This is a genomic window from Burkholderia aenigmatica, from assembly GCF_902499175.1.
GTDB lineage: Bacteria > Pseudomonadota > Gammaproteobacteria > Burkholderiales > Burkholderiaceae > Burkholderia > Burkholderia aenigmatica.
The window spans coordinates 19,281-45,735 of sequence record NZ_CABVQC010000056.1 but is presented as its reverse complement, the minus strand read 5'-3'; the positions used below and the strand labels follow the sequence as shown (position 1 = coordinate 45,735).

General features: G+C 66.2%; 10 protein-coding genes. 7 read left to right on the top strand and 3 right to left on the bottom strand.

Translation table 11 applies throughout. The features are described from left to right. The first annotated feature begins 138 nt into the window (after positions 1–138). The 6 genes from gspI (at position 139) to BDO18943_RS31010 (ending at position 21,089) form a co-directional block, all read left to right on the top strand. On the top strand, positions 139–570 hold the full coding sequence (gene gspI, locus BDO18943_RS31035; protein WP_175025284.1) for a type II secretion system minor pseudopilin GspI: 432 nt from the start codon (positions 139–141) through the stop codon (positions 568–570). Then, a complete protein-coding gene (locus tag BDO18943_RS31030) occupies positions 554–1,228 on the top strand; it encodes a PulJ/GspJ family protein (protein WP_175025283.1) in 675 nt (224 codons plus the stop codon). Before gspI ends, BDO18943_RS31030 begins: the two co-directional genes overlap by 17 nt. Positions 1,229–1,406: 178 nt before the next feature. Continuing rightward, on the top strand, positions 1,407–3,629 hold the full coding sequence (locus BDO18943_RS31025; protein WP_175025282.1) for a tetratricopeptide repeat protein: 2,223 nt from the start codon (positions 1,407–1,409) through the stop codon (positions 3,627–3,629). 42 nt (positions 3,630–3,671) lie between these two features. Then, on the top strand, positions 3,672–5,912 hold the full coding sequence (locus BDO18943_RS31020; RefSeq protein WP_175025281.1) for a tetratricopeptide repeat protein: 2,241 nt from the start codon (positions 3,672–3,674) through the stop codon (positions 5,910–5,912). Beyond that, positions 5,909–8,176, top strand: coding sequence for a tetratricopeptide repeat protein (locus BDO18943_RS31015; RefSeq protein ID WP_175025280.1), 2,268 nt, complete (start codon positions 5,909–5,911; stop codon positions 8,174–8,176). Before BDO18943_RS31020 ends, BDO18943_RS31015 begins: the two co-directional genes overlap by 4 nt. Before the next feature lie 184 nt (positions 8,177–8,360). After that, positions 8,361–21,089, top strand: a complete 12,729-nt coding sequence (locus BDO18943_RS31010; RefSeq protein WP_175025279.1) for a filamentous haemagglutinin family protein — start codon at positions 8,361–8,363, stop codon at positions 21,087–21,089. A 186-nt stretch (positions 21,090–21,275) separates the two neighbouring features. Here BDO18943_RS31010 and BDO18943_RS31005 read toward each other — a convergent pair whose 3' ends face one another. Further along, on the bottom strand, positions 21,276–22,583 hold the full coding sequence (locus tag BDO18943_RS31005) for a substrate-binding domain-containing protein (RefSeq protein ID WP_175025278.1): 1,308 nt from the start codon (positions 22,581–22,583) through the stop codon (positions 21,276–21,278). A 152-nt stretch (positions 22,584–22,735) separates the two neighbouring features. Further along, a complete protein-coding gene (locus tag BDO18943_RS31000; protein WP_175025277.1) occupies positions 22,736–24,061 on the bottom strand; it encodes a substrate-binding domain-containing protein in 1,326 nt (441 codons plus the stop codon). Positions 24,062–24,725: 664 nt separating this feature from the next. Between BDO18943_RS31000 and gspF the strand changes: the two genes are divergently transcribed. Beyond that, entirely contained in the window at positions 24,726–25,943 is a 1,218-nt protein-coding gene (gene gspF, locus BDO18943_RS30995; protein ID WP_175025276.1) for a type II secretion system inner membrane protein GspF, read from the top strand. Between the two features lie 8 nt (positions 25,944–25,951). On the opposite strand, the gene BDO18943_RS30990 is transcribed toward gspF, so the two are convergent. Then, on the bottom strand, positions 25,952–26,398 hold the full coding sequence (locus BDO18943_RS30990; protein WP_175025275.1) for a general secretion pathway protein GspC: 447 nt from the start codon (positions 26,396–26,398) through the stop codon (positions 25,952–25,954). Positions 26,399–26,455 lie beyond the last annotated feature (57 nt).

Genomic DNA, 26,455 nt, shown 5'->3' with positions numbered 1-26,455 from the left:
TCCGTACCATTCGACACGTGTGTGCCATACGTCGCGCTTAACGTCCTCGCACGGTGTCCGTCGTGCCGGCGATGCGGCCTCGCGCCGCGGTTCGAACGGCGGACGCCGGACGACGACCCATCGACAAGAATGCAGGTCATGTGCGACGACAGAACCGACTACCACCGCCATGCGCGCGGCGGATCGCGCCCGGCGCGGGCGCCGGAACGGGGATTCACGCTGATCGAGGTGCTGATCGCGCTGGCGATCGTGGCCGTCGCGCTGGGCGCCGTGATGCGCGCGATCGGCGCGCTCGCGTCGGACACCGACATGGCGCGCATGCGCCTGCTCGCGTTATGGAGCGCTGACAACGCGCTCGGCGAGATCCGCATCGCATCGACCTGGCCGTCCGTCGGCACGAACACGTTCGCGTGCCCGCAGGGGCGCTACCGGTTCGTGTGCCGCCAGTCGGTGGCCGCGCTGCCGAGCCCGCTCGTGCGGCGCGTGACGGTGAGCGTGTATCCGTCCGCGTCGAGCCGCAACGTGCTCGCCGAAGTCGTCACGGTGATCCAGAATGAAGCGCGCCGCTGAACCGCGCAAGGCGGCGCGTGCTGGTAACCGTGCCCGCGGCTTCACGCTGATCGAGATGCTGGTCGCGATCGCGCTGCTCGCCGTGATCGCACTGCTGTCGTGGCGCGGCCTCGATGCGACGATTCGCGGTCGCGACGATATCGCGTCGAATCTGGCGCAAACGCGTCTGCTCGGCCGCTACTTCTCCCAACTGCAGTTCGACCTGACGAACCTCGTGACGCCCGATGAAGTTTTCGGGCCGCCGCTGCGCATTCGCCCGGGCGAACTCGTGATGGTGCGCCATCTCGGCGTCGGCGGCGGGCCGACACAGATGCAGGTGGTGCGCTACCAGCTCAAGGGACGCGAGCTCGTGCGCAGTGCGTCGCAGCCGCTTGCATCGCTCGCCGAAGTCGACGACGCGCTGCATCACATGGATGCGTTCGCGCGCGTGGTGGTCAGCAATGATGCGCGCTCGATGCAGCTTTCCGTGTGGATCCCGCCCGGCGGGTGGACGACGAGCCAGGCCGCCATCGAACAGTCGTATGCGCAGTTTCTCGCGCAGCACGGCATCAGCAACTTCACGTCGATCGGCGTGCCGGTGCCGCGCGGGGTTCGCTTCTCGGTCACGATGGGCGCCCCGGCGGTCGAATACGTGCGGACGATCCCGATCGGCCAGTGACTGCGGCGCGGGTGGCCCGCAGCCCGGAACGTGTTCCGTCCCCCGGACAAAATGGTCCGTAACTTTCGTCATACGTCTGTTATTGCCCGTCCGTTAGTCTCGTGACGAGCATGACCGCTGCGACCGGTTCCATCGAGCCGGGCCAGCGGCGGCATCGGCAAACGGGAAGGGGGCGAACGTGACGGTCGAGCACCGGCATGATGCACACGCGGGCGCGTCGGGGCTCGACGCGCGCGGGCAACGGCAATCGGCGGCGATCCTGAGCCGCGCACAAAACTGGCACAGCGCCGGACGGTTCGACGACGCGGCGCGCGAGTATCTCGCCGTGCTCGAGCAGGAACCGGACAATCCCCAGGCATTGCACCTGTACGGCGTGCTGCAGTTCCAGCGCGGCGCGGCCGACGACGCCGAAGCGTTGCTGCGTCAGTCGATCGCGATCGCACCCGGCACGCGCGTGCTGTCGGATCTCGGCGCGATCGCCGGCGAGCGCGGTCGTGTCGGCGAGGCGCTCGAGCATTTCGCGGCCGCGCTGCGCGCGACGCCCGACGACGTGCAGACGCTCGTGCGCCGCGGCAATACGCTGCTCGGGCTGCGCCGCTACGACGATGCGCTGGCGTCGTTCGACCGCGCGCTCGCAGGATCGCCGCTGGTGCTCGATGCGCTTTGCAACCGCGGCAGCGCGCTGCGTGCGCTGCGTCGCTTCGACGAGGCGCTCGATACCTACGACCGCGCACTGATGGTCGATCCCCGTTCGTTCGAATCGTGGTTCAACCGCGGCCTCGTGCTGCGCGAACTGCGGCGGCCGGCCGATGCACTGCAGTGCTTCGAGCGCGCAAGCGCGATCCGGCCCGGCATGGCCGCGATCATGGCCGAGCGTGGCCGCACGCTGATCGATCTCGACCGGCCGGGCGAGGCGCTCGACGCGTTCAACGAAGCGATCGCGGCCGATCCCGCGCGGATCGACGTGCTTTACAACAGCGCGGTTGCGCTCGAACGGCTCGGCCGCGCGGACGAAGCGCTCGCTCGCTGCGATCGGGTGCTGACGTTCGATCCGGATCATGTCCGCGCCCATGCGAGCCGCGGCAACGCGTTGCTGCAGCTCAAGCGCCACGACGACGCGCTGTCTGCCTATGCGCGCGCGCTGGCGCTCGATCCGCACTCGGTGGAGACGTTGTGCAACCGCGGCACCGCGTTGCGCTACCTGAAGCGTTACGACGACGCGCTGGCCAGCTACGACGCCGCGCTTGCGCGCGACGCGCGGTTCGCCGAAGCGTGGACCAACCGCAGCAGCGTGCTGCAGGACTTGCATCGCTACGACGAAGCGATGGCGTCGCTCGACCGTGCGCTCGCGCTGCGTCCCGATCACGCGACGAACTGGCTCAACTGCGGCAACCTGCATTTCGAAACGGCGCGCACAGGCGACGCGCTCGCTGCGTACGACCGCGCGATCGCACTGCAACCCGACTACGCCGAAGCGCATTTCGCGCGCGCGTCGCTGTATCTGATCGAAGGCGATTTCGCGCGTGGCTGGCCCGAATACGAATGGCGGCTGCGCGACGCGCAACTGGCGCGGCACTACCGGCCGTTCACGCAGCCGGCATGGCAGGGCGACACGCCGCTCGATGGCCGAACCGTGCTGATTCATGCAGAGCAAGGGTTCGGCGACACGTTGCATTTCTGCCGCTATATACCGCTGGTGGCTGCGCGCGGCGCGCGGGTCGTGTTCGAGGTGCAGCCGCCGTTGCGCGCGCTGATGGCGTCGCTGCCGGGGCCGGTCGACGTGATCGCGCGCGGCGAACCGCTGCCAGCGTTCGACTGCCAGGTGCCGCTGTTGAGCCTGCCGCATGCCTTTCGCACCGACGAAGCCACGATTCCGCATGCCGGCGCCTATCTGCATGCCGACCCGCAGCGCACGCGCCAGTGGGAAGCGCTGCTCGGCGAGCGGCGCCGGCCGCGGATCGGGATCGCATGGGCCGGCAATCCGGAGCACCGGAACGATCACAACCGGTCGATCGATTTCGCGCGGCTCGCGCCGCTGTTCGATCTCGACGTCGACTGGATCAGCCTGCAAAAGCCCGTGCGCGAACGCGACGAGGCGTTGCTCGCGGATGCGCCGGTGCTTCGCGTCGACGAAGAACTCGGCGACTTCGCGGACACGGCCGCGCTGATCGGCGCGCTGGATCTCGTGATTGCGGTCGATTCCGCCGTCGCGCATCTGGCGGGGGCGCTGGGCCACGCGCTCTGGGTGCTGCTGCCCGATCCGGCGGAGTGGCGCTGGATGCGCACGCGCGGCGACAGCCCGTGGTATCCGTCCGCGCGGCTGTTCCGGCAGGCGGCGCCGGGGGACTGGACGGGCGCGATCGACGCGGTGCGTGCCGCGATCGGGCCGATGACACGTTAGACACGACACGCGATACGAACAGCGACAAGTGGGGGCCACACGATGACACCGAACGGGGAAGGGACGACACTCGCGAGCGCGCCGGTCGCGCCGGATCGCCGTCCGCCCGACACCGCGCAGCTTGAACGGCTGCTCTTGCGCGCGCGCAAGGCGCACCACGACGGCGCGCTGCAACATGCGGAGCACGCGTATACCGAATTGCTGACGCTCGATCCCGAGCATCCGGAGGCGCTGCACCTGCTCGGCGCGGTGCGCTTCCAGCAAGGGCGGCTCGACGATGCCGAGCCGCTGATGCGGCGCTCGATCGAGCACCGGCCGGTGCCGCTCGCGCTCGCGAATTACGCGGCGGTGCTGACCGGGCTCGGGCGGGAGCACGACGCGCTCGTGCGTCTCGACGAAGCACTCGCGATCAACCCGGTTCATCAGCGCGTGCTGTTTCAGCGCGCGGGCCTGCTCGGGCAGCTTGCCCGGTACGACGACGCATGTACGGTCTACGATCGGCTGCTCGAGCTGACGCCCGGTTTTGCCGACGGCTATGTGAAGCGTAGCGACATGCTGCGCGCGCTCGGCCGTCACGACGAAGCGCTTGCCGATTGCGATCGGTCGATCGCGCTGGCCGGGCGTTTGTTCGATGCGATGCGCGGACGCGGCCTCGCGCTGCGCGAACTCGGTCGCTTCCGCGATGCGGTCGACAGCTACGGCTACGCGCTTGCGCAGACGCCCGGCAGCGCCGAAGTGCTGTTCCTGCGCGGTGTCGCGTATCTCGATCTGCAGGATCCCGAGCGCGCGCTCGCGGATTTCAATGCGGCGATCGCGGCGAGCCCGACTTTCATCGATGCGATCTTCAACAGCTCGATCGCGCTCGAGCTGCTGGGCCGGCACGACGAAGCGCTCGTGCGCTGCGACCGTGTGCTCGCGATCGATCCGCGCCACGCGCGGGCATTGGCGAACCGCGGCAACGCGGCCAGCCACCTGGAACGCTATCGCGACGCGGCCGACAGCTATGCGCGTGCACTCGACGCGGAACCGCGCAGCACCGGCGTGCTGTGCAACTACGCGAGCGCGCTGATGCGCATCGAACGGCACGACGATGCGCGCGACATGTGCGACCGCGCGCTCGCGCTCGATGCGGGCTACGTGCCCGGCTGGTTCACGCGCGGCCGTGTGCAGCTCGAGACGCACCGCTACGAGGCCGCGCTCGACGATTTCGCGCGCGTGATCGACGCGACGCCGCGCGACAAGTTCGCACACTTTCACAAGGCCAATGCGCTGCGCGCGCTGCGGCATCACGATGCCGCACGCCAGGCGTATGCGGACGCGATCGATCTTGATCCCGACTACGTGCTCGCGCACTGCATGCGCGCGTTCCTGTGCCTGTCGATCGGTGATTTCGAAGCCGGCTGGGCCGAGTATGAATGGCGCTGGCGCGATACGCAGCTCGATGCGAGCCGGCGCACGTTCGCGCAGCCGCGCTGGACGCACGGGATGCCGCTCGACGGCAAGACGATCCTGCTCTACCCGGAACAGGGGCTCGGCGACACGCTGCAGTTCTGCCGCTATGTCCCGCTCGTGAAAGCGCTTGGCGCACGCGTCGTGCTCGAAGCGCCGGTCGAACTGAAGACGCTGTTTGCGATGCTCGACGGCGTCGACACGCTCGTCACGCGCGGCGAGCCGCTGCCGCCGTTCGACCTGCATTGCCCGCTGCTGAGTTTGCCGCTGGAGTTCCGCACGGACCTGGCGTCGATTCCGGCCGGCGTACCGTATCTCGCCGCCGACCCCGTGCGTGTCGCGCAGTGGCGCGAGCGGCTGGGCGCGGCGACGCGGCCGCGGATCGGTCTCGTGTGGTCCGGCAACCCGCTTCACCTGAACGACCGCAATCGCTCGATGACGCTCGCGGATCTGCTGCCGCTGTTCGACGACCGTTACGAGTGGATCAGCCTGCAGAAGCTGGTGCGCGACGAGGATCGCCCGGTGCTCGACGCGAGCGCGGTCCGCTTTGTCGGCGACGAACTCGCGGACTTTGCCGATACGGCGGCGCTGACTGCGCTGATGGACGGCATCGTCAGCGTCGATACGTCCGTGGCGCACCTCGCCGGCGCGCTCGGCCGGCCGCTTGCACTGATGATTCCGCATACGCCCGATTTCCGCTGGCTGCTCGAGCGGGACGACAGCCCGTGGTATCCGTCCGCGCGATTGTTCCGCCAGCCCGAGGGCGGGCAGTGGGCACCCGTCGTCGAGCGGATCGCGGCCGGGTTGCCGACGCTCGTCGGCGGCCCGCGATGAGTGCGCGCCGCGAGGCCGCACCGTGGACCGGCGCCGGACTCGGCGCAACCGCGGCGCCATTGCGGGCAGTGCTCGACGATGCGCTGCGCAATGCGCGCGCACGGCTCGAACGGCGCGACTTCGCGGGGGCCGGACGGCTCTACGAAGGTGTGCTGACGATGGCGCCCGACCATGTCGAGGCGCTGCACTTGCTGGGGCTCGTGTATCTGCAGCTCGGCGATCCTGCAAGGGCGGAGCCGCTGATCGCGCGGTCGATGGGGTTCGGGCTGAACCAGCCGTGGAATCTGGCGAATCATGCGGCGGCGCTGACCGGCGTCGGCCGCCATCGCGACGCGCTCGCGCTCGCCGATCGCGCACTCGCAGCCGATCCGGAACATGTGCCGTCGAATGCGGCGCGCGGCGATGCGCTGCTCGCGCTCGGGCAATACGACGCGGCGCTGACGGCCTACGATCGCGCACTCGTGCGGGAGCCGGGCCACGCGGCGGCGTGGCGCAAGCGCGGCGAGACGTTGCGCTGGCTTGAACGGCCTGCCGATGCGCTGATCAGCATTGAGCGCGCGTTGCGGATCGACCCGAGCGATGCGGCTGCGAACATCGAGCGCGGGCATGCGTTGCGCGCACTCGGCCATCGCGAGCAGGCGCTGCACTGCTATCAGCTCGCGATGGTCGTGCGCGGCAAGACCCCCGAGCTCGTCTACGCGTGCGGGGTCGTGATGACCGAACTCGGCCGCCCGGCCGACGCGCTCGCGTGCCTCGACGAAGGGCTTGCGCGGCTGCCGAACGACGAGCAGTTGCTGTACGCGAGTTGCGTCGCGCTGGATCTGCTGCACGCCCGCGACGAATTACTGAATCGCTGCGACCGGCTGCTCGCGCTGAATCGCGGCAACGTCGCGGCGTGGGTCGGGCGCGGCAATGCGCTGCTCGGGCTCGAACGTCATGCGGAAGCGGCGCAGGCCTATGTGGAAGCGCTGGCGCGCAAACCCGACGATATCGACGCACGCCGCAACAGCGCGGCCGCGCTGCGTGCGTTCGGCCGGTTCGACGACGCGCTCGCCGATTACGACGCGGCGCTGGCGCTGACGGGCCCGCATGCGGAACTGCATTACAACCGCGCGCTCGCGCTGCAGCAGCTCGGCCGCTACGACGAGGCGCTCGCGAGCCATGCGGCGGCGGCGGCCGCGCCGGCGGACACGGCGCAGGCCCTGTTCACGCGTGCGCTTGCACGCCAGCACCTCGGCGACGACGACGCGGCGCTGACCGATTACGCCGAAGCATGCCGGCGCGATCCGAATCATGGCGCCGCTCGTCGCTCGGAGGCTTTCTGCCGGCTGCTGACGGGCGATTTCGACGCGGGCTGGCGGCAGCACGAGGCGCGCTGGGAGGCGGCCGACGTGATGCTGCACCGGCGTCATGCGGACCGGCCGCGGTGGACCGGCGACGAGCCGCTCGCGGGCCGCACGCTGCTGTTGCATGCGGAACAGGGCTACGGCGACACGCTGCAGTTCTGCCGCTACGCGAACCTGGCGCACGACGCGGGCGCGACCGTGATCGTCGAGGCGCCGGCCGCGCTCGGCGAACTGCTCGGCACGCTGCGCGGCGTGAGCCGGGTCGTTACCGAAGGGCAGCCGCTGCCGACGTTCGACCTGCAGTGTCCGCTGATGAGCCTGCCGTACGCGTTCCGCACGACGCTCGATACGGTGCCGGCCGACGTGCCGTACCTGCGCGCCGATGCGTCGCGGCGTGCCGCGTGGGCGCAGCGCATCGACGCGATCGCGCCGACGGGCCGGTTGCGAGTCGGGCTCGCGTGGTCCGGCAACCCGCGCCACTCGAACGACGAAAACCGCTCGATACCGTTCGCCGTGCTCGCGCCGCTCGTCGCGAGCGAGGCGCTCGACGCGACGTTCGTGAGCCTGCAGCCGCAGGTGCGTGCGCGCGATGCCGACGCGCTCGCCGCGAGCGGCGTGCTGTCGTTCGCGGACGCGCTGCACGACTTCTCCGAAACGGCGGCGCTGGTCGACACGCTGGATCTCGTGATCAGCGTCGACACGTCGGTCGCGCATCTGGCCGGCGCGCTCGGGCGGCCCGTCTGGGTGCTGCTGCCGCGTGTGCCTGACTGGCGCTGGCTGCTCGAACGCGACGACTGCCCGTGGTATCCGGCCGCGACGCTGTTCCGGCAAACGCGGCCGGGAGACTGGCCGGCCGTCATTGGCCGCGTGGTCGACGCGCTCGTCACAGCGCATCGCGCCTCCTTCGGGGCGGCGTGACGGCCTTCCATGACAAAAGCTACGGACCTTTTCACCGCGACCGGGATGGTCCGTAACAGTCGCCATGTCGCTGCCATTCGCGCTTCGTATGGTCTTCGGATTCCAGCGGCCTGTTTCAGGCCCAACGACATGAGCGGTGCCGAACCGGCGCCGCGCGCAAATTCCTAGCATCGGGGTGGCAAGAATGGCAGCACGTGCACGTACGGAACGGCAACTTCGCGCAACGGCTTCGCGGTCGGTCCTGAAATCGGAGCTGAGCCCGCTTTACCGGGCGGTCGTGCTGATGCTCGCGGCGGGCGTGTCCGCCCATGCGGACGCTGCGGGCATCATGAACCTCGGTCACGTGGCCGCGAGCCCGGCGGGCGGCGGCGTGGGCAGTGTCGGCGGCGTGCCGGGCATACCGAATCTCGGCGTGTCGCCGCAGCAGGCGCTGCAGGCAAGCCAGCCGTCGATCCGCAATCTCGGCTATGCCGCGCACGCGATCGCCGCGCAGATCGCCGCGCAGCAGAATGCGGCGGCAGCCGCGGCGAAGCTGCCGTCGACCGTGCCGAACGGGCTGGCGCCGGGCGGGCTGCAGGTGGCAGCGGGCGCGTCGGGCGATACGAACAATCCGGTGCTGTGGTTCAACGCGAACGCGCCGACGCAGAACGTCGACGCGAGCGGTCACGTGAACGTCGACGTGAAGCAAACCGGGCAGAACGCGGTGCTGACGTGGGAGACGATGAACGTCGGCCGGCAGACGACGCTGAACTTCGATCAGTCGGGGGGCACGCAGACGAACGGCGCGAACAACTGGGCCGTGCTGAACCGGGTCAACGATCCGAGCGGCAGGCCGAGTCAGGTTCTGGGAAACATTACCGCGCAAGGGGCGGTATATGTGATCAACCGGAATGGGGTGCTGTTCGGTGCCGGGTCGCAGGTGAACGTGCATTCGCTGGTGGCGTCGTCGCTCGACCTGCTGAACATGAACAACTACAACCAGACCCTGCAGAACCGGGTGCCGGTTGTGACGGACAACAGTCTCGCGCAGGATGCGGCGGGGATCGTCGCGAGCAACAAGCAGTTCCTGAGCCTGCCGGCCGGGACGACGGGCGGGCTCGCGTATCCGGAGTCGGGCGGTTCGACCGGGGTGAATGGTAGCAGCCGGTTTCCGAACGAGGTGCTCGGTCTGGGCAACCAGATCAATCTTACGTCCGCGAGCCAGTATCAACCGTGGGGCGACGTCACCATCGAACAGGGTGCGTCGATTACCACGCACGCGAACGGCAAAGTGAGCGATGGCGGCTTCGTGATGATCGCGGCACCGAACGTGACGAACGCGGGGCATATCAAGGCGACGGACGGGCAGGTGGTGCTGGCGGCCGGCGTCGGGGTGAGCCTGCGGCCCAACAGCGGAGCGACGACGAATCCGCAGGTGCTGCTCCCGGAACTCAGCGGAAGGATCACGCTGCTCGGCCCGAACGGTCAGATGACCGACATCACGCCGGCCGGTACGCTGACCAATACCGGCATCGTCGAGGCCGCGCGCGGCAATGTGAACCTGCTCGGCAGCCGCGTCGCGCAGAACGGCGTGGTGGGCGTGACGACGAGCGTCAATTCGCCCGGCACGATCACGATTTCCACGGTCGACGAGTATTCTTCCAACAATCCGACCGGGTCGGCCTATTTCGGGCAGAAGCTTCCGACAAGCGTTCTAGATGGCGCCAACGACACACACCGCGCCGGCCTGCTGAGCTTCGGCCCCGATTCGGTGACGACGGTGATGCCGGACGGCAACGGCCAGACGACGCCGTCGACGCCCGGCGCGACTTTCACGCCAGGCAGCATCGGCATGACGGCCGGCTCGGTCTGGTTCCAGGGCGGCTCGCTGATCGAGGCACCCGGTTCGAATGTATCCGTCACGGCGCTGACGCCCTCGGCATCGGGCGCGCAGCCGCCGGCCGGCCAGACGGCCGTGCCGGGCCGCATCTATCTCGACAGCGGCGCGACGATCGACGTATCGGGCCTCGCGAACGTCGAGGTGCCGATCTCCCAGACGCTCGTGACGGTCGACCGCATCGGCCAGAACGAACTCGCGGATTCGCCGCTGCTGCGCAACGGCTTCCTGTTCGGATACAAGAATCTCGTGTTCGACAGCACGCTGACGGGCACCCGCAGCGACGGCGTGCAATGGGTCGGCAGCCCGATCCTGAACCTGTCGGGATACGTGAACCTGATTCCGCGCACGGTCGACCAGTTGCTGACCAATGGCGGTTCGATCACGCTGTCGGGCAACGAGGTGATGACCGCGAACGGTTCGTCGATGAACCTGAACGGCGGCTATGTGCATTACGACGGCGGGATCGTCAACACCACGCGGCTGGTTGACGCCAACGGCGCGCTCGTGCCGATCGGACAGGCAAGCCCGTACGACACCTACGTCGGCATCGCGGGGCAATTCGTCGAATCCCATCCGCGCTGGGGCGTGACGAAGACGTGGTACAACCCGTTGCTGACGATGGGCGGCTATCAGGGCGACTACATCGTCGGCGGCAACGCCGGTACGCTCGACATCTATGCGCTGCAGTCGACGGTGCTCGACGGCGACATCAGCGCGCAGGCGTTCGGCGGCGCGAAGCAGATGCAGGGCAACAGCCTGCCGAGCGGCGGGACGTTCAACCTCGGCGCCGATCCGAAGCTCGACGGCGGCGCGCTGGTGCACCTGACGTCGAACAGCAGCGACGTCGCATCGGGCACCGCGGGCCTGGTCGTGCTGCAGGACAATGCGCCGCTGCTCGCCAACATCGCGCCAGGTTTCTCGATCGACACGCCGCTCGACAAGACGGCACTGCAGGCGCTGCCCGCGAACGATCCGCGCAACGTGCTGACGACCACCGTGGTGCCTGTCGCGACGCTGAACAACGGCGGCTTCGCGAACCTGAACGTGACCGAGGACAGGAGCGGCGGCAAGGGATTTGTCGTGCCGCAAGGCACGCAGCTGGCCCTGCAGCCGGGCGGCTCCATTTCGCTCAACAGCATGCCCATCGGTGCGGATGTCAACGTGGCGGGCAAGCTGATCGTACCGTCGGGCACGATTTCGATTGCGAGCGGCGGGAATATCGTCGTCGGACCGCAGGCGGTGATCAGTGCGGCCGGGCAATGGGTCAACAACGATGTGCAGGCCGCACCCGGCACGACACCGGGCAATAGCCAGTTCATCAATGGCGGCAGTATCGCGTTATCGACCACCGAACAGACGGTCGGAAACTCGAGCGACGGTTTCAGGGACGCGACGGGATCGATTCTGCTGCGTCCCGGCAGCGTACTTGACGTGTCGAGCGGCGGCGAACTGCTGGCGAACGGCCAGTTGCTGATGCAGAACGGCATTCCGGTCGGACGCGGCGGCAACGTATCGCTGTCGGCGTACTCGGAGCCGGTCACCCGGCAGTTCGGTCATACGGGCGACGGCGGCCAGGTGATGCCGACCACGCAACCCGTCAACGGTACGATCGCACTCGGCGGGACGATCCTCAGCGACGGTTTCTCGGGCGGCGGCACGTTGGCGTTGCAGGCACTCGGCTTCCAGATCGGCGGCGATCCGAAGGCGGCCGCGCCGTGGGATGTCTATTTGCCGGAGCGCTTTTTCGCGCAGCAGGGTTTCGGCAAGTATGTGTTGAACGCATACTACGACGCGACCGTGGCGCCCGGTGCGGCCGTGACGCTAACGCAACGAAATCTGATTCCCGATGTGCCGGCGCTTCTGCAAACCGCGACGGGCGCCAACCTGTCGACGTCGGGCCTGACGACGTCGGGTCGTCTCGACGACTATCACCGGCAGCCCACGAGTCTCGTATTGACGGGCGGCAATGACGCGTCATGGATCACGCCGGCGAATACGGCACCGTCGTATCCGGGGGTGACGGGTGCCGTCACGTTGTCGTCCGGCGCGTCGATTCATGCGGATGCCGGCGCGAACATCGGCTTCGGTTCGCCGATGCAGGTGACGGTGCTCGGCTCGATCGTCGCGCCCGGCGGGTCGATCACGCTCAGCGCGGATTCAGGCAACACGTTCGCGCAGACGGGGCAATACGGCATATTCGTGCCGAGCGACAGTCGATCGGTCTGGCTTGGCTCGGCCGCCACGCTCGACGTGTCGGGCACTGCGCTCGTGAACCCGCTGGCGGCGCCGGTCAGGATCGGCGCGGCGGTCGTCGTGCCGAACACCGGCAAGGTCCTGCCGGGTGGCTCGATCACGCTGTCGAGCGACGCCGGTTACGTGGTCGCTCAGCCGGGTTCGAACATCGACGTGTCGGGCACCTCGGCCAACTTCGACCAGTTGCAGCCGAACGGCACGTATGCGTCGCAGCCGGTGTGGAGCGATGCGGGTTCGATCACGTTGTCCGCCGGGTATGGGCTCTTTGCCGACGCGACGCTGGCTGCTCACGCCGGTGCCGCACAGGCGCGGGGCGGCGCGCTGACGATTCTGCCGCAACAGGGCAGAGCGGGTACCGGTGAGACCACGCTCGTGATCCGGCAAAGCGGCGAGCTGACGCCGGTCGGGCTGATCGCGGGGCAGAGTTTCAAGACGGCGATCGATTCGACGACCGGGTTGCCGATTGGCCAGCCGACTGGTGTCATTCAGTTCGCTGTCGACCGCCTGGACGGCTCCGGTATCGCGAATCTCGTCCTGGGCAGCGCGACATCGTCGGCGTCGCTGATCGCGTTCGCCGGGAACGTGAACCTGAGCTTGCCCGAGTCGGTGACGCTGAATGCCGGCCGGATCGCCGCGATCGGGACGGATCAGCTTGCCACGCTCCTTTCGGCGCCCTCGACGACGCTTTCGGCATTGCTTGCGCAGCCGCCGCGGCATTTGCCCGGCACGACGGTCGAGATCGATGCACCGTATGTCGCATTGAACGGGCCGACGCTGACGTCGCGGTCGCCAGCGCCCGTGCCGGTCAAGACGATTTCCGATGCAACGCTGAACGTGAACGCGTCGTTCATCGATCTGACGAACCAGTTTCAGCTCAACAACTTCGGGCAGGCAAACTTCACGAGCAGCGGGGATATTCGCCTCGGCTCGACGAACGCGCCCCAGACGTCGTCGACCACCCCCACTGCGGCCGGCATGCTCTATACCTCCGGCAACCTGACCTTCAAGGCGGCGGATCTCTATCCGGCGACCGGCAGCACGTTCATCGTCGATGCGGTCGGGCCGAACGATCGGGCCACCGGCAAGCCTGTCCCGACGACGATCACGTTCGCGCCGAACGGCGCGTCGGGCACGCCGTTGTCGGCCGGCGGCACGCTGCTCGTGGATGCCACGAACATCGTGCAGGGTGGTACGGTGCGCGCGCCGTCGGGTTCGCTCGTGTTCGGTGTCGGCGATCCGGCCAGCACGGCGACGCAGGCGCAATTCAACGGCCTGCCGCTCGTTGCGACGGAATCGGTCAGGCTCGCGAACGGCAGCGTGACGTCGGTCTCAAGCGACAGAGCAGTCATCCCGTATGGCACGACGGTCGACGGCGTCGAATGGCAATTCAACCCGATGGCGGACAACACCAAAGTCGCCGACCTGACTGCGCCGCCCGCGAAGTACGTCGGCGTGAACGCAGGCAACGTCGCGCTCGACAAGGGCGCGACGATCGACCTGTCGGGCGGCGGCGATCTGCAGGCGGCCGAGTGGGTGCCGGGCACCGGCGGCACGCGCGATGTGCTGTCGCAATACAACGTGAGCTACGCGAGCGGAAAGGGCGCCACGGCCGTACCGGTCAATGCCGGTGCGGGCAATGTCTACGCGATTTTGCCGGGCGCGCAGTCGCCGGTGGCGGCCTACGATCCGGTGTTCGCGCAGGCGGTCCAGCCGGCCACCAGCGTCTATGGCACGCCGACCAAGACGACCGCGACGCTCGGTGTCGGGCAGGCCGGCCTGAGCGACAGGATCGGCAAGGCGGTGTACCTATCCGGTGTGCCGGGACTGGCCGCCGGGTATTACACGCTGCTGCCGGGCAAGTATGCGACGCTGCCGGGTGCGTATCGCGTCACGGTCGCGAGTACGGCCGGCTCCGTCGTGCCGGGCGCGAGCACCGTGCTGCCCGACGGGACGGTCACGACGGCAGGTTATTTCGCCGACGCGCTGACGGGCGGCCGCAACGCGACGCCGACGCTGTTCAACGTGCAGTCGGGTCCGGTCTGGCAGCAGTACTCGCAGTACACGCTGACAGGGGCGAACAGTTTCTTCGCCACGCAGTCGGCGAAGCAAGGCAGCGTGACGCCGCCGTTGCCGGTGGATGGCGGTCAACTGGTGCTGGCGGCGACGAAGGCGCTGACGCTCGGCGCGACGTTGAATACCGCTGCTGGCACCGGTGGCGCGCCGGCCGAGGTCGATATCGCGTCGCGGGACATTCAGATCACCGGCAGCGGCAGTGCCGCGCTGGCCGGCTATCTGCAGATCGGCGCAAGCGATCTCGATTCGTTGAACGCGGGCAGCCTGCTGATCGGCGGTACGCGTCAAGCGACGGCGCAGGGCGTTGCGATCACGCCGATCGCGAACAGCGTCGTCTTATCGAACGACGGGAGCACGACGCTGAAAGGCCCCGAGATCCTGCTCGTCACGAAGGCTGACGGCAGCGGCACCGATCCGAACGCGCCGAACGGCTTGCGCGTTGACGCAGGCGCATCGATCGCCGCGCAGGGCGATTATCCGGCGGCGAAGGACCAGCCGCTCTCGATCGCCGGCGACGGCGCACTGTTGCGCGTATCGAACGGCGCGATGGCGCCGCTGACGCGCACGGGCGGAACGGGCACGGGCCTGCTGACCGTTGGCGCCGGTGCGACGCTCGCAGGTGGCCAGGCGCTGACGCTCGATTCGTCCGGCGATCTGAAGGTCGATCCGTCCGCGGTGCTGTCGGCCAAGGCGATCACGGCCGACGGTTCGGCGATCACGTTCACGAACGCGAGCGGCGGCGCGGCCGCGAGCCTGCCGGGATTCGTGATCGATCCGGCCGGCCTGGCACAGTTCGCGAATGCGCAGCAGGTGGCGCTGCGCAGCTACGGCGCGATCGGCTTCGTCGGCGACGTGAACGCGACGTTCGGTAACAGCGTGGACCTGAGCGCGGGCGCGTTCACGAGCGATGGCGGCCATGTGACGCTGAATGCGCAGCAGATCGCGTTCACGAACGAGACCGGGGCGCCGAACGGCGTGGCCGCGCCGGGCAACGGCACGCTGACGGTCAACGCGAAGGAGATCGATTTAGGCACCGGCACGAAGACGTTGAGCGGTTTCGGCGCGGTGACGATGACTGCGACCGGCGGCATCGTTGGTCAGGGCACGGGTACGTTCGATTTCGGCGCACTGCCGGTGACGTTTGGTGCGCCGGTGTATCTCGCCGACACAGGCTCCGCGTCGACCGTGAAGACGACCGGTGCACTGACGCTGAATGGCGCATCGGGCACGGCGCTGACCAAGACGCCGGTCGGCGGTGCGTGGCATTTCATCGGCGGCGCGATCGCCGACAACGGCGCGGCGATTGCCGCGCCGGCGGGCAACGTGAGCCTTGAGGCGACCAGCGGCAATCTGACGATCGGCAGCGGCTCGACGGTGAGTTCGGCCGGCGTGTCGAAGCAATTCTTCGATGTGACGCGCTACGCGCCGGCCGGATCGATCACGCTGACGGCCGACGCCGGTACCGTCGATGTCCAGGCCGGCTCGACGATCGATTTTTCCGGCGCCAATGGTGGCGGCGCGGCAGGCAGCCTTGCGTTGTCCGCGCCGCAACAGGTCGTGAACCTGAACGGCACGATCAAGGGTGGCGCGGCGAACGGCTATGCGGGTGGCTCGTTCTCGCTGAATACGGGCGGCGCGGCGGATCTCGACACGCTGTCGAAGACGCTCGCGTCGAGCGGCGTGAACCAGTCGATCGCGATCCGCACGAACACGGGCAACCTGACGCTGTCGCAGGGCAACACGCTCGTCGCGCGTACGGTGCAACTCACGGCGGACGGCGGGGCGGGCAACGCGGCAGACACGGTCAACGGCAACGTGAACGTGTTCGGCACGATCGACGCATCCGGCAACGCAGGTGGGGAGATTGACCTGTACGGCCGCAATGGTGTGGATATCGAAGGCACGCTGCTGGCGCGCGGCTCCGATCCGAAGCAGCGTGGCGGCAAGGTCGATATCGGCACCAGCGCGACGTTCGATCCGACCGTCGCGAATCCGTACAACGCGACCTACGGCTACGAGAACATCGCGCGTGCGAACGCGGGGACGATTACGCTGGGGGCAAACGCGCTGATCGACGTGTCGGGCGGCACGGCCGGCGGGTTATCGGGCGGGACGGTGAATTTCCGTGCGCCGCTGCTTGCGGACGGCGGCGTCAACGTCAATCCGCCGGCGGCATTCAACGACGGAAAGGGTATCGTCGGGTCGCGCGCGACGACGCTCGAGGCTTATGCGGTATGGAGCACGACCGATGCGACGACGCATGCGCAGCACTTCGACGGCATCATCGATCCGGCAGGCTGGTACGACGGAAACGGACATCTGGTTGCCGGTACGTTCACGGCGCAGGGCACGAGCGGTATAACGTTCAGCTTCACGCCGAATGCAAGCGGCGACGGTGGCGGCACGCTGACGAACAACTCGACCAGCGCGCAAGTGGTGCTGACGGGTAGCGCAGGCGATCAGGCGCAACTGCGCAACGGCGTGGCGTCGATCGGCTTCGGCGGGATGAACGGCACGTACTTCGCGCCGGGCGCGGCAAATGCCGATCACCAGACGTTCTACGGCTATCAGGTTGGCGGTTCGACCGCGACGACACCCGGTACGCTGATGGGCTTCGTTCAGCACGGGCTCGACGCGCTGGTGGATCCGTTCGCGGGGAAGAACGTCGCGAACGTCCATGTGGTGCCGGGCATCGAACTGGACAATCCGAGCCGGGCGATCAATGGCGGCGACATTCAGGTGCTGACGAACTGGAACCTGGGTGCCGGCACGTCGCCGACGGATCTCGCGTTCCGTTTCAATGGGGAGGCGCCGGTGGTGACGCTGCGCGCCGAGAACAACGTGAAGCTCAAGGCGAGCCTGACGGACGGGTTCTTCCAGATCGCGAATCCGCTTGGCGGCGGGGGGACGATTCCGGTGCCGGCGTTGTCCACGTTGAGTGCGACACAGTCGATTTACGACATGCCGTCCGGATCAGGTGGATATCACTACGGATACACGCTCCGCTACTTTGGAACAAACGGATTTGGGTTCAATCGGAATCTGGCTTTTGGGCCTGGTCAGCCGACGGGCGGGACCCCGGACGAAATAGCGGAATACTATGCATTGTATTCAGCGTATGCGAATTATCTGACGGAGACAGCCACTACGATCAATTCCATGTTCGGATGGGATCCGACCAATGACAACATCAACATCATCAGCACTTTTCGAAGCACCGGTAAATCAGTGGCAGGTCTCACTGCACCGATTGCTCCGACCGCTTCGGAACAGGCGATCAATCCAGGCTCCTATCTGATCTATTTGAATCAATACAAGACATATCTTTTAGCGGCTGCCAACTATCGCAACCAGCATCAACTCGATCCGTATCCGTTCGTGGACGTTGTCACACCGCCGACTGTTCAGCCGGTCGCGGTAATTGCGACGTCGACGATCAACTTGCCCGCCGTGGCCGACAATACGCCATCACCGGTCGCCACTGCGGCGAATCCGATCCCGCTTCAGTCTGCTTCATTGGCTGGAGGAGCAAGCAGTTCTTTCCGTGTGGTTGCGGGTGCGGATCTGGGCAGCACGAATCCGCTTGCCGTACAGGCCGCGTCGGCTTCGACGAAATCGCCGGGCAACGGAAGTGTGACCTTCGACGGTCACACCGCTTATGTGGACGCCAACGGTTTGGCATTGCTTGCGCCGACAGCGCTACGCACCGGTACGGGATCGATCGATGTGTCGGCCGCGAATGACATCGCACTGTTCGATGCGAGTTCGACGCCGGCGAACGATCCGAGCGTGATGGTTGTCCCCGGTGTCATTTATACGGCGGGTGCTCCGGCTGCCGGAGCGCCCGCGCAGGGCAGCGATGTCGCGATCGTGCATCCGTTGTGGACCGGCAAGCAGGACATTCTGGTGACGCCGGCCGTCAACCCCGATTCCGCCGGCGATATCACCATTCACGCGCAAGGGAACATCGTCGGTGCCGAGCGCTTGACGGATGCGACCGGTGAGGTGACAGGCCAGCAAGGCAGCGATATCAGCCAATTCTGGTGGCAGTGGATGCAGATCGGCAATCCGACGGGAGCCGTCGGCGCAACGCGTCCTGTGATGCAGACCGTTCAAACATCGATCAATTTCGGCGCCTTCGACCAGGGCGTGATGAGTTCTGGCGGCAACATTTCCGTGTCGGCAGGCGGGAATATTGCCGATCTGTCGGTGTCACTGCCGACGACGTGGTATTTGACCGCGGCCAATACGGATAACCCGACGGTCAATACGGTCGGTGGCGGCAACCTTGCGGTACACGCCGGCGGGGATATTCTGAGCGGCGGCTATTTCGTCGCGAAGGGCGTCGGCACGATTACCGCGGACGGCAAGATCGGCTCGGATATCACGTTGCCGTCGCTGTTGGTCGGACAACTCCCAGGTGCGCTGGATACGTTGCTGGCGACGCAGGATGGCACGCTCGACGTGAGCGCCCGCCAGGGCGCCAGCATTGGAAGGGTGTTCAACCCGTCGTACGTGCAGAGCACTACACTGTTGAATGCCTATCGGCAATACGCGGACGCGCAAGGCTATTCGACGAATTCGGCTGTCAATATCACGTCAACGACGGGCGACGTGGCAATCGGCACGCTGAAGCGGATCGACACGATAGGGGGAGGAGCTTCAAGTGCCACATTCGGGCTCAACGACATGTCGTTCGTGTTACCTGCCCGATTGAACCTCACTGCGTTCACCGGTGGTATCACGATAGCGGCCAGCGGAGAACTTGCTCCGTCTCCGTCGGGCAATCTGAGCTTGATCGCGGACCAGTCGATCAACTTTTCCAGCCTCAATGGGCTGGCGACCAGTGGCGGGGGGGACGGCACCCCGGTGTTCGGCGTGCTCGATGTGGATCCTGCGTCGATGCCGTCCCCGACGAATCCTCATGCCAATGTGCCGCTCCTGACCGACACGACGCTGGCCGCTCATGCGTCCAGCGCGCTGCACGAAGGCGATACCGTTCCGGCGCGCATCTATAGCCTGAATGGCGACATCGTCGACGGGATTTTGCAGGCCACCGGCTTTTACGACCAACTCGTTCCCATCTCGATCGACAAGCCCACGTTCATCCAGGCCGGGCAAGACATCGTCAACCTCGCTTTCCAGGGGCAGAACCTGCGCAAGTCCGATGTGACGCGCATCGTGGCCGGGCGCGACATCTACGATACGCCGTTCGCAGGTACCGTGAACGCCGTCGTTCCGGCACTGGTACTGGGTGGCCCCGGCACGTTCGACATCGAGGCGGGGCGGAACATCGGACCGCTGACCAACCAGATTGAAGTGAATCTTCAAGGTGTGGTTACCGGGATAGATGCGATCGGCAATGCGAATAATCCGTACCTGCCTCATGAAAGCGCGAGCGTCAACGTGCTGTTCGGCGTGGGGCCGGGCGTCGACACTGCGACGTTCGTCTCGACTTACATCGATCCGGCGAGCTCGGTGGCATGGGGGGCAGGCACGACGCCCGCGCTGATCGCATTCTTGCAGCAGTACGAAGCGGGACAGGTGGTCGACACGGGGTTGGTGAACGATCAGCCGGCAAGCGCACCGCTGACGGCAGCGCAAGCGTGGTCGAAATTCAAGGTGCTTCCGCAGTATGTTCAGCAGCTTTTTGCCGAGCAGGTGCTGTTCAACGTGCTGGCCCGCGTCGGGGAGGACTACAACAATCCCGCGAGCCCGTATTTCCAGAAATATGCCAGAGGCTATCAGGCGCTCAATACGTTGTTCCCGGCTTCGCTGGGCTACACGGCCAACAGTCTCGGCGGCGGTAGCAATGGAGCGAACAAGCGGGTCGACACCGGCGATCTGGATATGCGCGGCACGACCATCCAGACGCAGCAGGGCGGCAACGTGTCGATTCTCGGCCCGGGTGGGCAGGCGCTGGTCGGGAGCACGTCCGCACCGCCGCAGATCGTCAATGACAATGGAACCGTGATCGCCGGCCCGGGGTCGATGGGTATCCTGACGCTCGAGAAAGGCGACGTGAATATCTTCACGGATCGCAGCGTGTTGCTCGCGCAGAGCCGGATCTTCACCGAGCAGGGGGGCGACATGACGATCTGGAGCTCGAACGGCGACATCAACGCCGGCAAGGGCGCGAAGTCGTCGGCCGATACCCCGGCGCCGCAATATCAGTGCGACGCGAACCACTATTGCACGGTCGATGCGCGCGGGCAGGTGACCGGTGCAGGTATCGCAACGCTGCAGACCGTGCCGGGCGTGCCGCCCGGTACGGTCAACCTGATTGCGCCGCGCGGCACGGTCGATGCGGGCGATGCCGGGATTCGGGCGGGCAACGTGAACGTCGCGGCGCTGCGCGTCGTGAACGCCGACAACATTCAGGTGACGGGGAAGGCGACCGGTATCCCGCTCGTGCAGGCGGTGAACACGGGAGCGTTGACGGCCGCGAGCGCGGCTGCGTCGGCGGCGACCCAGGTCGCGCAGGATATTGCGAAGAACAACGCATCCGGTGCGTCGGCGCGGCGCTGGACGATTTCGGTGCAGGTCGAGGGATTCGGTGATGCGGGCGGTGATGGTGCGAAGAAGCACCGGCAGCAGGTTGGCTACGATGCGTCGAATGCGGTGTCGGTATTGGGATTCGGTCAGGTAGGGCCGACGCAGCGTGCGACATTGACCGAGGATGAGCGTGGGCGGTTAGGCAAAATCTGACGAAGGGCGAAGCTGACGCGAGCAGCCGGTTCGATCGGTGGCTCGCGTTTTCATATTGATTAGCAGATTCAGCGGCGATGGTTTGGGACGGCCGTTCTGTGACACGAGTGGTGACGTTTGCGATTGGACATGCGAAAACTCCGCTCTTGGTGTTCCAAGGGCGGATCAATACCAGTTCGAAGACCGCTAACGACCGGTTACGGTGCCCGTGCAGACGCTCGTGTTGCCGATGTCGAGGTTATAGCCGCTCGCATTGCTCAGGAAGTCGTTCGAGATGGTCGTCTGGTAGTTCGAGGGAACCGTGTCGAAGCCGTTGCCGTGAACGATCGACGCGAAGCTGGCGTTCGCGAAGTGGGCGTTCAGGAAGTCATGCACGGCCGTCTTGATGTTCGGATCGGCATAACACTGGCTCAGGATGATCTGGCTGGTGCCAGAAACCGGATAGCCCGACGTGGGGTTGCCCACGTTGGGTACCCAGTTTGCCTGGTTGGAGGCCGATAGTTTGCCCACCGGGAGTACGGAGGTTCCGAGCGCCATCGTTGCATTCATATACGTCGGTGCATAGTAAGTGCCGTTCGCCGCGTTCCGGAGGCTTGCTACAGGCAGTTGCAATGCGCTAGCCGAAGTAACGACAGTGCTTGACGGGGCTAGTAAGGTATTGGTCCAGTTAGGACCGAGATAAGCGACTGCGGCTAGCCCCGCTGATGCGAACGATATGAGCGCGGTTCGCACGAGATTGCTGCTGGTAGCAGCGACGAAATGCGAGCCTGACGGGAAGCCGGCCGGGAAGGAGGCCGTGAAGTCCATCGAATCGACGAAGGTGACGCCCGCGGCGGTGCTGGCGGTCGGGCAGACGGCGACCAGATGGCGGGTCAGCAGTTCTGTCGTGCCGCTGCTGTCCGAGCGGTAGACGACGGTGATGGGCGCGTTCAGCGTGTAGGCCGAGTCCGTTTCCGGGTTGGTGACCTGATTCCAGTTCGTCAGCTTGCCCGAAAACACGCCGCACAGGTCGTTGTCGTTCAGCGCAATGCTGTGCGCCTGCCCCGGCGTCGTTTGCGGCGTCGTCGTGCTCGTCACGGCTGGGCCGTTGACGACCGGCACCGTGATCGGCGTGATGAGGTACGGGATCTGGATCAGCGGGCCGTTGGTCGCGCCAAGGCCGACTTTGTACGACGTGATTTGCACGGGCGAGAGCGCCGCATCGCTGTTCGCGAAGTGAACAGTGCCCGTGACCGTCGAGCCGAAGTACGTCGGCTGGTTGTTCAGGAATGCTTTCTGGCCCGCGGCCGAATCGACCGAGTAATACGTGAACGAGCCTTCGGACGTGCCGAACAGGCCGATTTCGGTCGCGCTGTTGCCGATCGCGCCGACGGTCGGGGCGACGAGCGACGAACCGCCACCTTGCACGTTTGGCGAGGCCACCGCGGTCGTTGAACCGATGCCGGCAATCAGAAAAGTGATGATCCGGCCGAGGTTGCGTTGTTGCAATTTCATGAGATTTTCCCGTTGTGTCAACCGGATGCCCGGTGCGTGCTCGAGCGGGCGACGATGAGCAATACCGATTGGACGTGTAAACAAAAAGCCGCGCCCTTGACGATCCAGGGGCGCGGTCGAATCAACGGCGGAGCATCCGCCGCCGAATGGACTTAACGACCGGTCACGGTGCCCGTGCAGACGCTCGTGTTGCCGATATCGAGGTTCCACGTGCTAGCGTTGCTCAGGAAGTCGTTCGAGATGGCCGTCTGGTAGTTCGAGGGAACCGTGTCGAAGCCGTTGCCGTGAACGATCGACGCGAAGCTGGCGTTCGTGTAGTGAGCGTTCAGGAAGTCATGCACGGCCGTCTTGACGTTCGAATCGGCATAGCACTGGCTCAGGATGATCTGGCTGGTGCCGGAAACCGGATAGCCCGACCCCGGGTTGCCCGCGTTGGGCACCCAGTTTGCCTGGTTGGAGGCGGCTGCCTTCGACGTGGTGGGCGGTGCGAACGAACCCAGCGCCGTCGACGCGTTTGCGTACGTCGGCGCATAGTACGTGCCGTTCCCCGTGTTCCGGAGGCTTGCCACCGGCAGTTGCGTTGCGCTGGCCGACGTCGTGACCGTGCTCTGCGGCGCGAGGTACGTGTTCGTGTAGTCCGGGCTCAGATAGGCGACTGCGGCCGTCGTGGTCGTCGTCGTCGTGGCGTACGTGACCAACTGGTTGCGCACGCCGCCGCTGCCTGAAGCCGCGACGAAATTCGAGCCCGACGGGAAGCCGGTCGGGAACGACGCCGTGAAGTTCGTCGAATCGGCGAACGTGACGCCCGGGGCGGTGTTGGCGGCCGAGCAGACGGCGACCAGGTGGCGGGTCAGCAGTTCGGTCGTGCCGCTGCTGTCCGAGCGGTAGACGACGGTGATCGGTGCGTTCAGCGTGTAGGCCGAGCCCGTTTCCGGGTTGGTGACCTGGTTCCAGTTCGTCAGCTTGCCCGAGAACACGCCGCACAGGTCGTTGTCATTCAGCGCGATGCTGTGCGCTTGACCCGGCGTCGTTTGCGGGGTCGTCGTGCTCGTCACGGCCGGGCCGTTGACGACCGGCACCGTGATCGGCGTGACGATGTACGGAATCTGGATCAGCGGGCCATTCGTCACGCCGAGGCCGGTGCCGGTCTTGTACGACGTGAGTTGCGCGGACGACAGCGCAGCATCGCTGTTCGCGAAGTCGACCGTGCCCGTGAGGCCCGGGCTCAGATACGTCGGCTGGTTGTTCAGGAACGCGTTCTGACCGGCGCCCGAACCCACCGAGAAATACGTGAACGAGCCTTCGTTCGTGCCGAACAGGCCGATTTCGGTCGCGTTGTTGCCGATTGCGCCGATGGTCGGAGCGACGAGCGACGAACCGCCGCCTTGCACGTTCGGCGAGGCCATCGCGGCCGTGGCGCCCAGACCGGAAACAACGAGAGCGAGGACTTGACAGATCTTGCGCTTGCTGGATTTCATGAGAAATTTCCTTGGACGAAGATATACGGGAACCCCTGCTACTGCGGTTGGAATGCTTATGGACCGCCGGGTAAATGTAGGAGGAAATCCGAATGAGGAGCGTGAATTTTTCATAACGAATGGTGCGTAACATTTTTATCGACTAAGCGATTGCGTTATTCGGATTGATAAATCGTCGGCTGGGGCGTAATTCGACACGAAATGAAGCGTCCGGATATTGGCGTTCAGCCGGGAGCCGATCCGACGGATCGCGTGCAGGAGCCCTGCATCCAGTGTCGCAAAAGCTGTCGATGTCGCGCACGAGCCGGCGCGGCGCTATCGCAATTCCAAGGCGTTTTTGTGGCAGATGTTACGGAACATTCCGCGCGTTGATGAATATTCATCTCTTTGATTTATTTCTTCCATTGGATGTGTAATTGCATAACAGGATGGCCGATAAAATATCGCATATTCAATGCATAATAAATTGACTGCGGTGGTGGTCATGTAATTTTTTTGCGATATAAGAATATCGCCGCCCGGTAATAAAGCCTGCCGGAAAAGGTAGCCCAACATCCGTCACAAATTTGCGCCGGTTCGCTTCGTAGTCTTCCCCGGCGACTCCGTCCGGCACGCTGCGCGACGTCATCGAAAGCAGTCGCGCATGTGACAGGAGAGCACCGGCATGTCGGCATTCCGCTACGAAGCGATCGATCCCACCGGCCGTACGCTGAAAGGCGTGCTCGAAGCCGACAGCGCGCGCGCAGGCCGCAGCCATCTGCGCACGCAAGGTCTCACGCCGCTTGTCGTCGAGCTGGCCGCGCAACGCCTGCATGGCGAACGTCATCAACGGCTGTCGCTCGGCCGCAAGCTGTCGCAGCGCGAGCAGGCGATCCTCACGCGCCAGCTCGCGAGCCTGCTGGTCGCAGGTTTGCCGCTCGACGAATCGCTGTCGGTGCTGAGCGAGCAGGCCGAGCGCGAATACGTGCGCGAGCTGATGGCGTCGATCCGCGCGGAAGTCGTCGGCGGCCATTCATTCGCGAATGCGCTGGGTCAGCATCCGCGCGATTTCCCGGAGATCTATCGCGCGCTCGTCGCGGCCGGCGAGCACACCGGCAAGCTCGGCATCGTGCTGTCGCGCCTGGCCGACTACATCGAGCAAAGCAACGCGCTGAAGCAGAAGATCCTGCTGGCGTTCACCTATCCGGGCATCGTCACGCTGATCGCGTTCGGCATCGTCACGTTCCTGCTGAGCTACGTGGTGCCGCAGGTCGCGAACGTGTTCACCAGCACCAAGCAGCAACTGCCGACGCTGACGGTCGTGATGCTCGCGCTGTCGGACTTCGTGCGGCACTGGTGGTGGGCGTCGCTCGCCGCGACGGTCGCGATGGTTTATGCGATCCGCAAGGTGCTGTCGCGCGATGCGCCGCGGCTCAGGTTCGACACGTGGCTGCTGACTGCGCCGCTGGCCGGCAAGCTCGTACGCGGTTACAACACGGTGCGCTTCGCCAGCACGCTCGGCATTCTCACCGCGGCCGGCGTGCCGATCCTGCGCGCGCTGCAGGCGGCCGGCGAGACGTTGTCGAACCGTGCGATGCGCGCGAACGTCGACGACGCGATCGTCCGCGTGCGCGAGGGGTCGGCGCTGTCGCGCGCGCTGGCGCATACAAAGACGTTTCCGCCAGTACTCGTGCACCTGATCCGCTCGGGCGAGGCGACGGGCGACGTGACGACGATGCTCGATCGCGCATCGGAGGGCGAATCGCGCGAGCTGGAGCGCCGCACGATGTTCCTGACGAGCCTGCTCGAACCGCTCTTGATCCTCGCGATGGGCGGCGTGGTGCTCGTGATCGTGCTGGCGGTGATGATGCCGATCATCGAGCTGAACAACATGGTGCAGTGATGCGCGGCTCAACGCACGTATGCGTTGGCCTTCTCCGTGGCGGGCAGCGTGATCTCGCGTTGCAGGCCGTGGCGGTCGACGACGATCGAACGCGCGCGAACCTCTGCCAGTTGCGCGGCTTCGCCGATCGCCGCGCCGAGCGACACGACACGCGACGCTTCGCCGCCGACGCTGACGATCGCGGCCGCACGGCGCGCGTCGAAAGCGAGCACGCCGAGCAGCTGGATGGCATCGCGGCCGTCGTCGGGTTTGGCACCGAACAGCCGCGCGCCGGCGGCGACGTCGATCGGCGCGGGCGGCGGTGCAAGCGCCGCGACCGGCGCATCGGCAGCGCTCAGCACGCGCACGGCCCACAGCGACACGGTAATGAGCGCGGCCGCGGCAGCAAGCGTCGCGGCGAGTGGTACGAGATCGGCGCGGGATGGCGCGATGCGAAGCAGGTCGAGCGGTTTCATGGCGGCAGGTCGGTGCGATGAACAGAAGATGTTTTCCATTCTTTGTTGCGAGGGTGA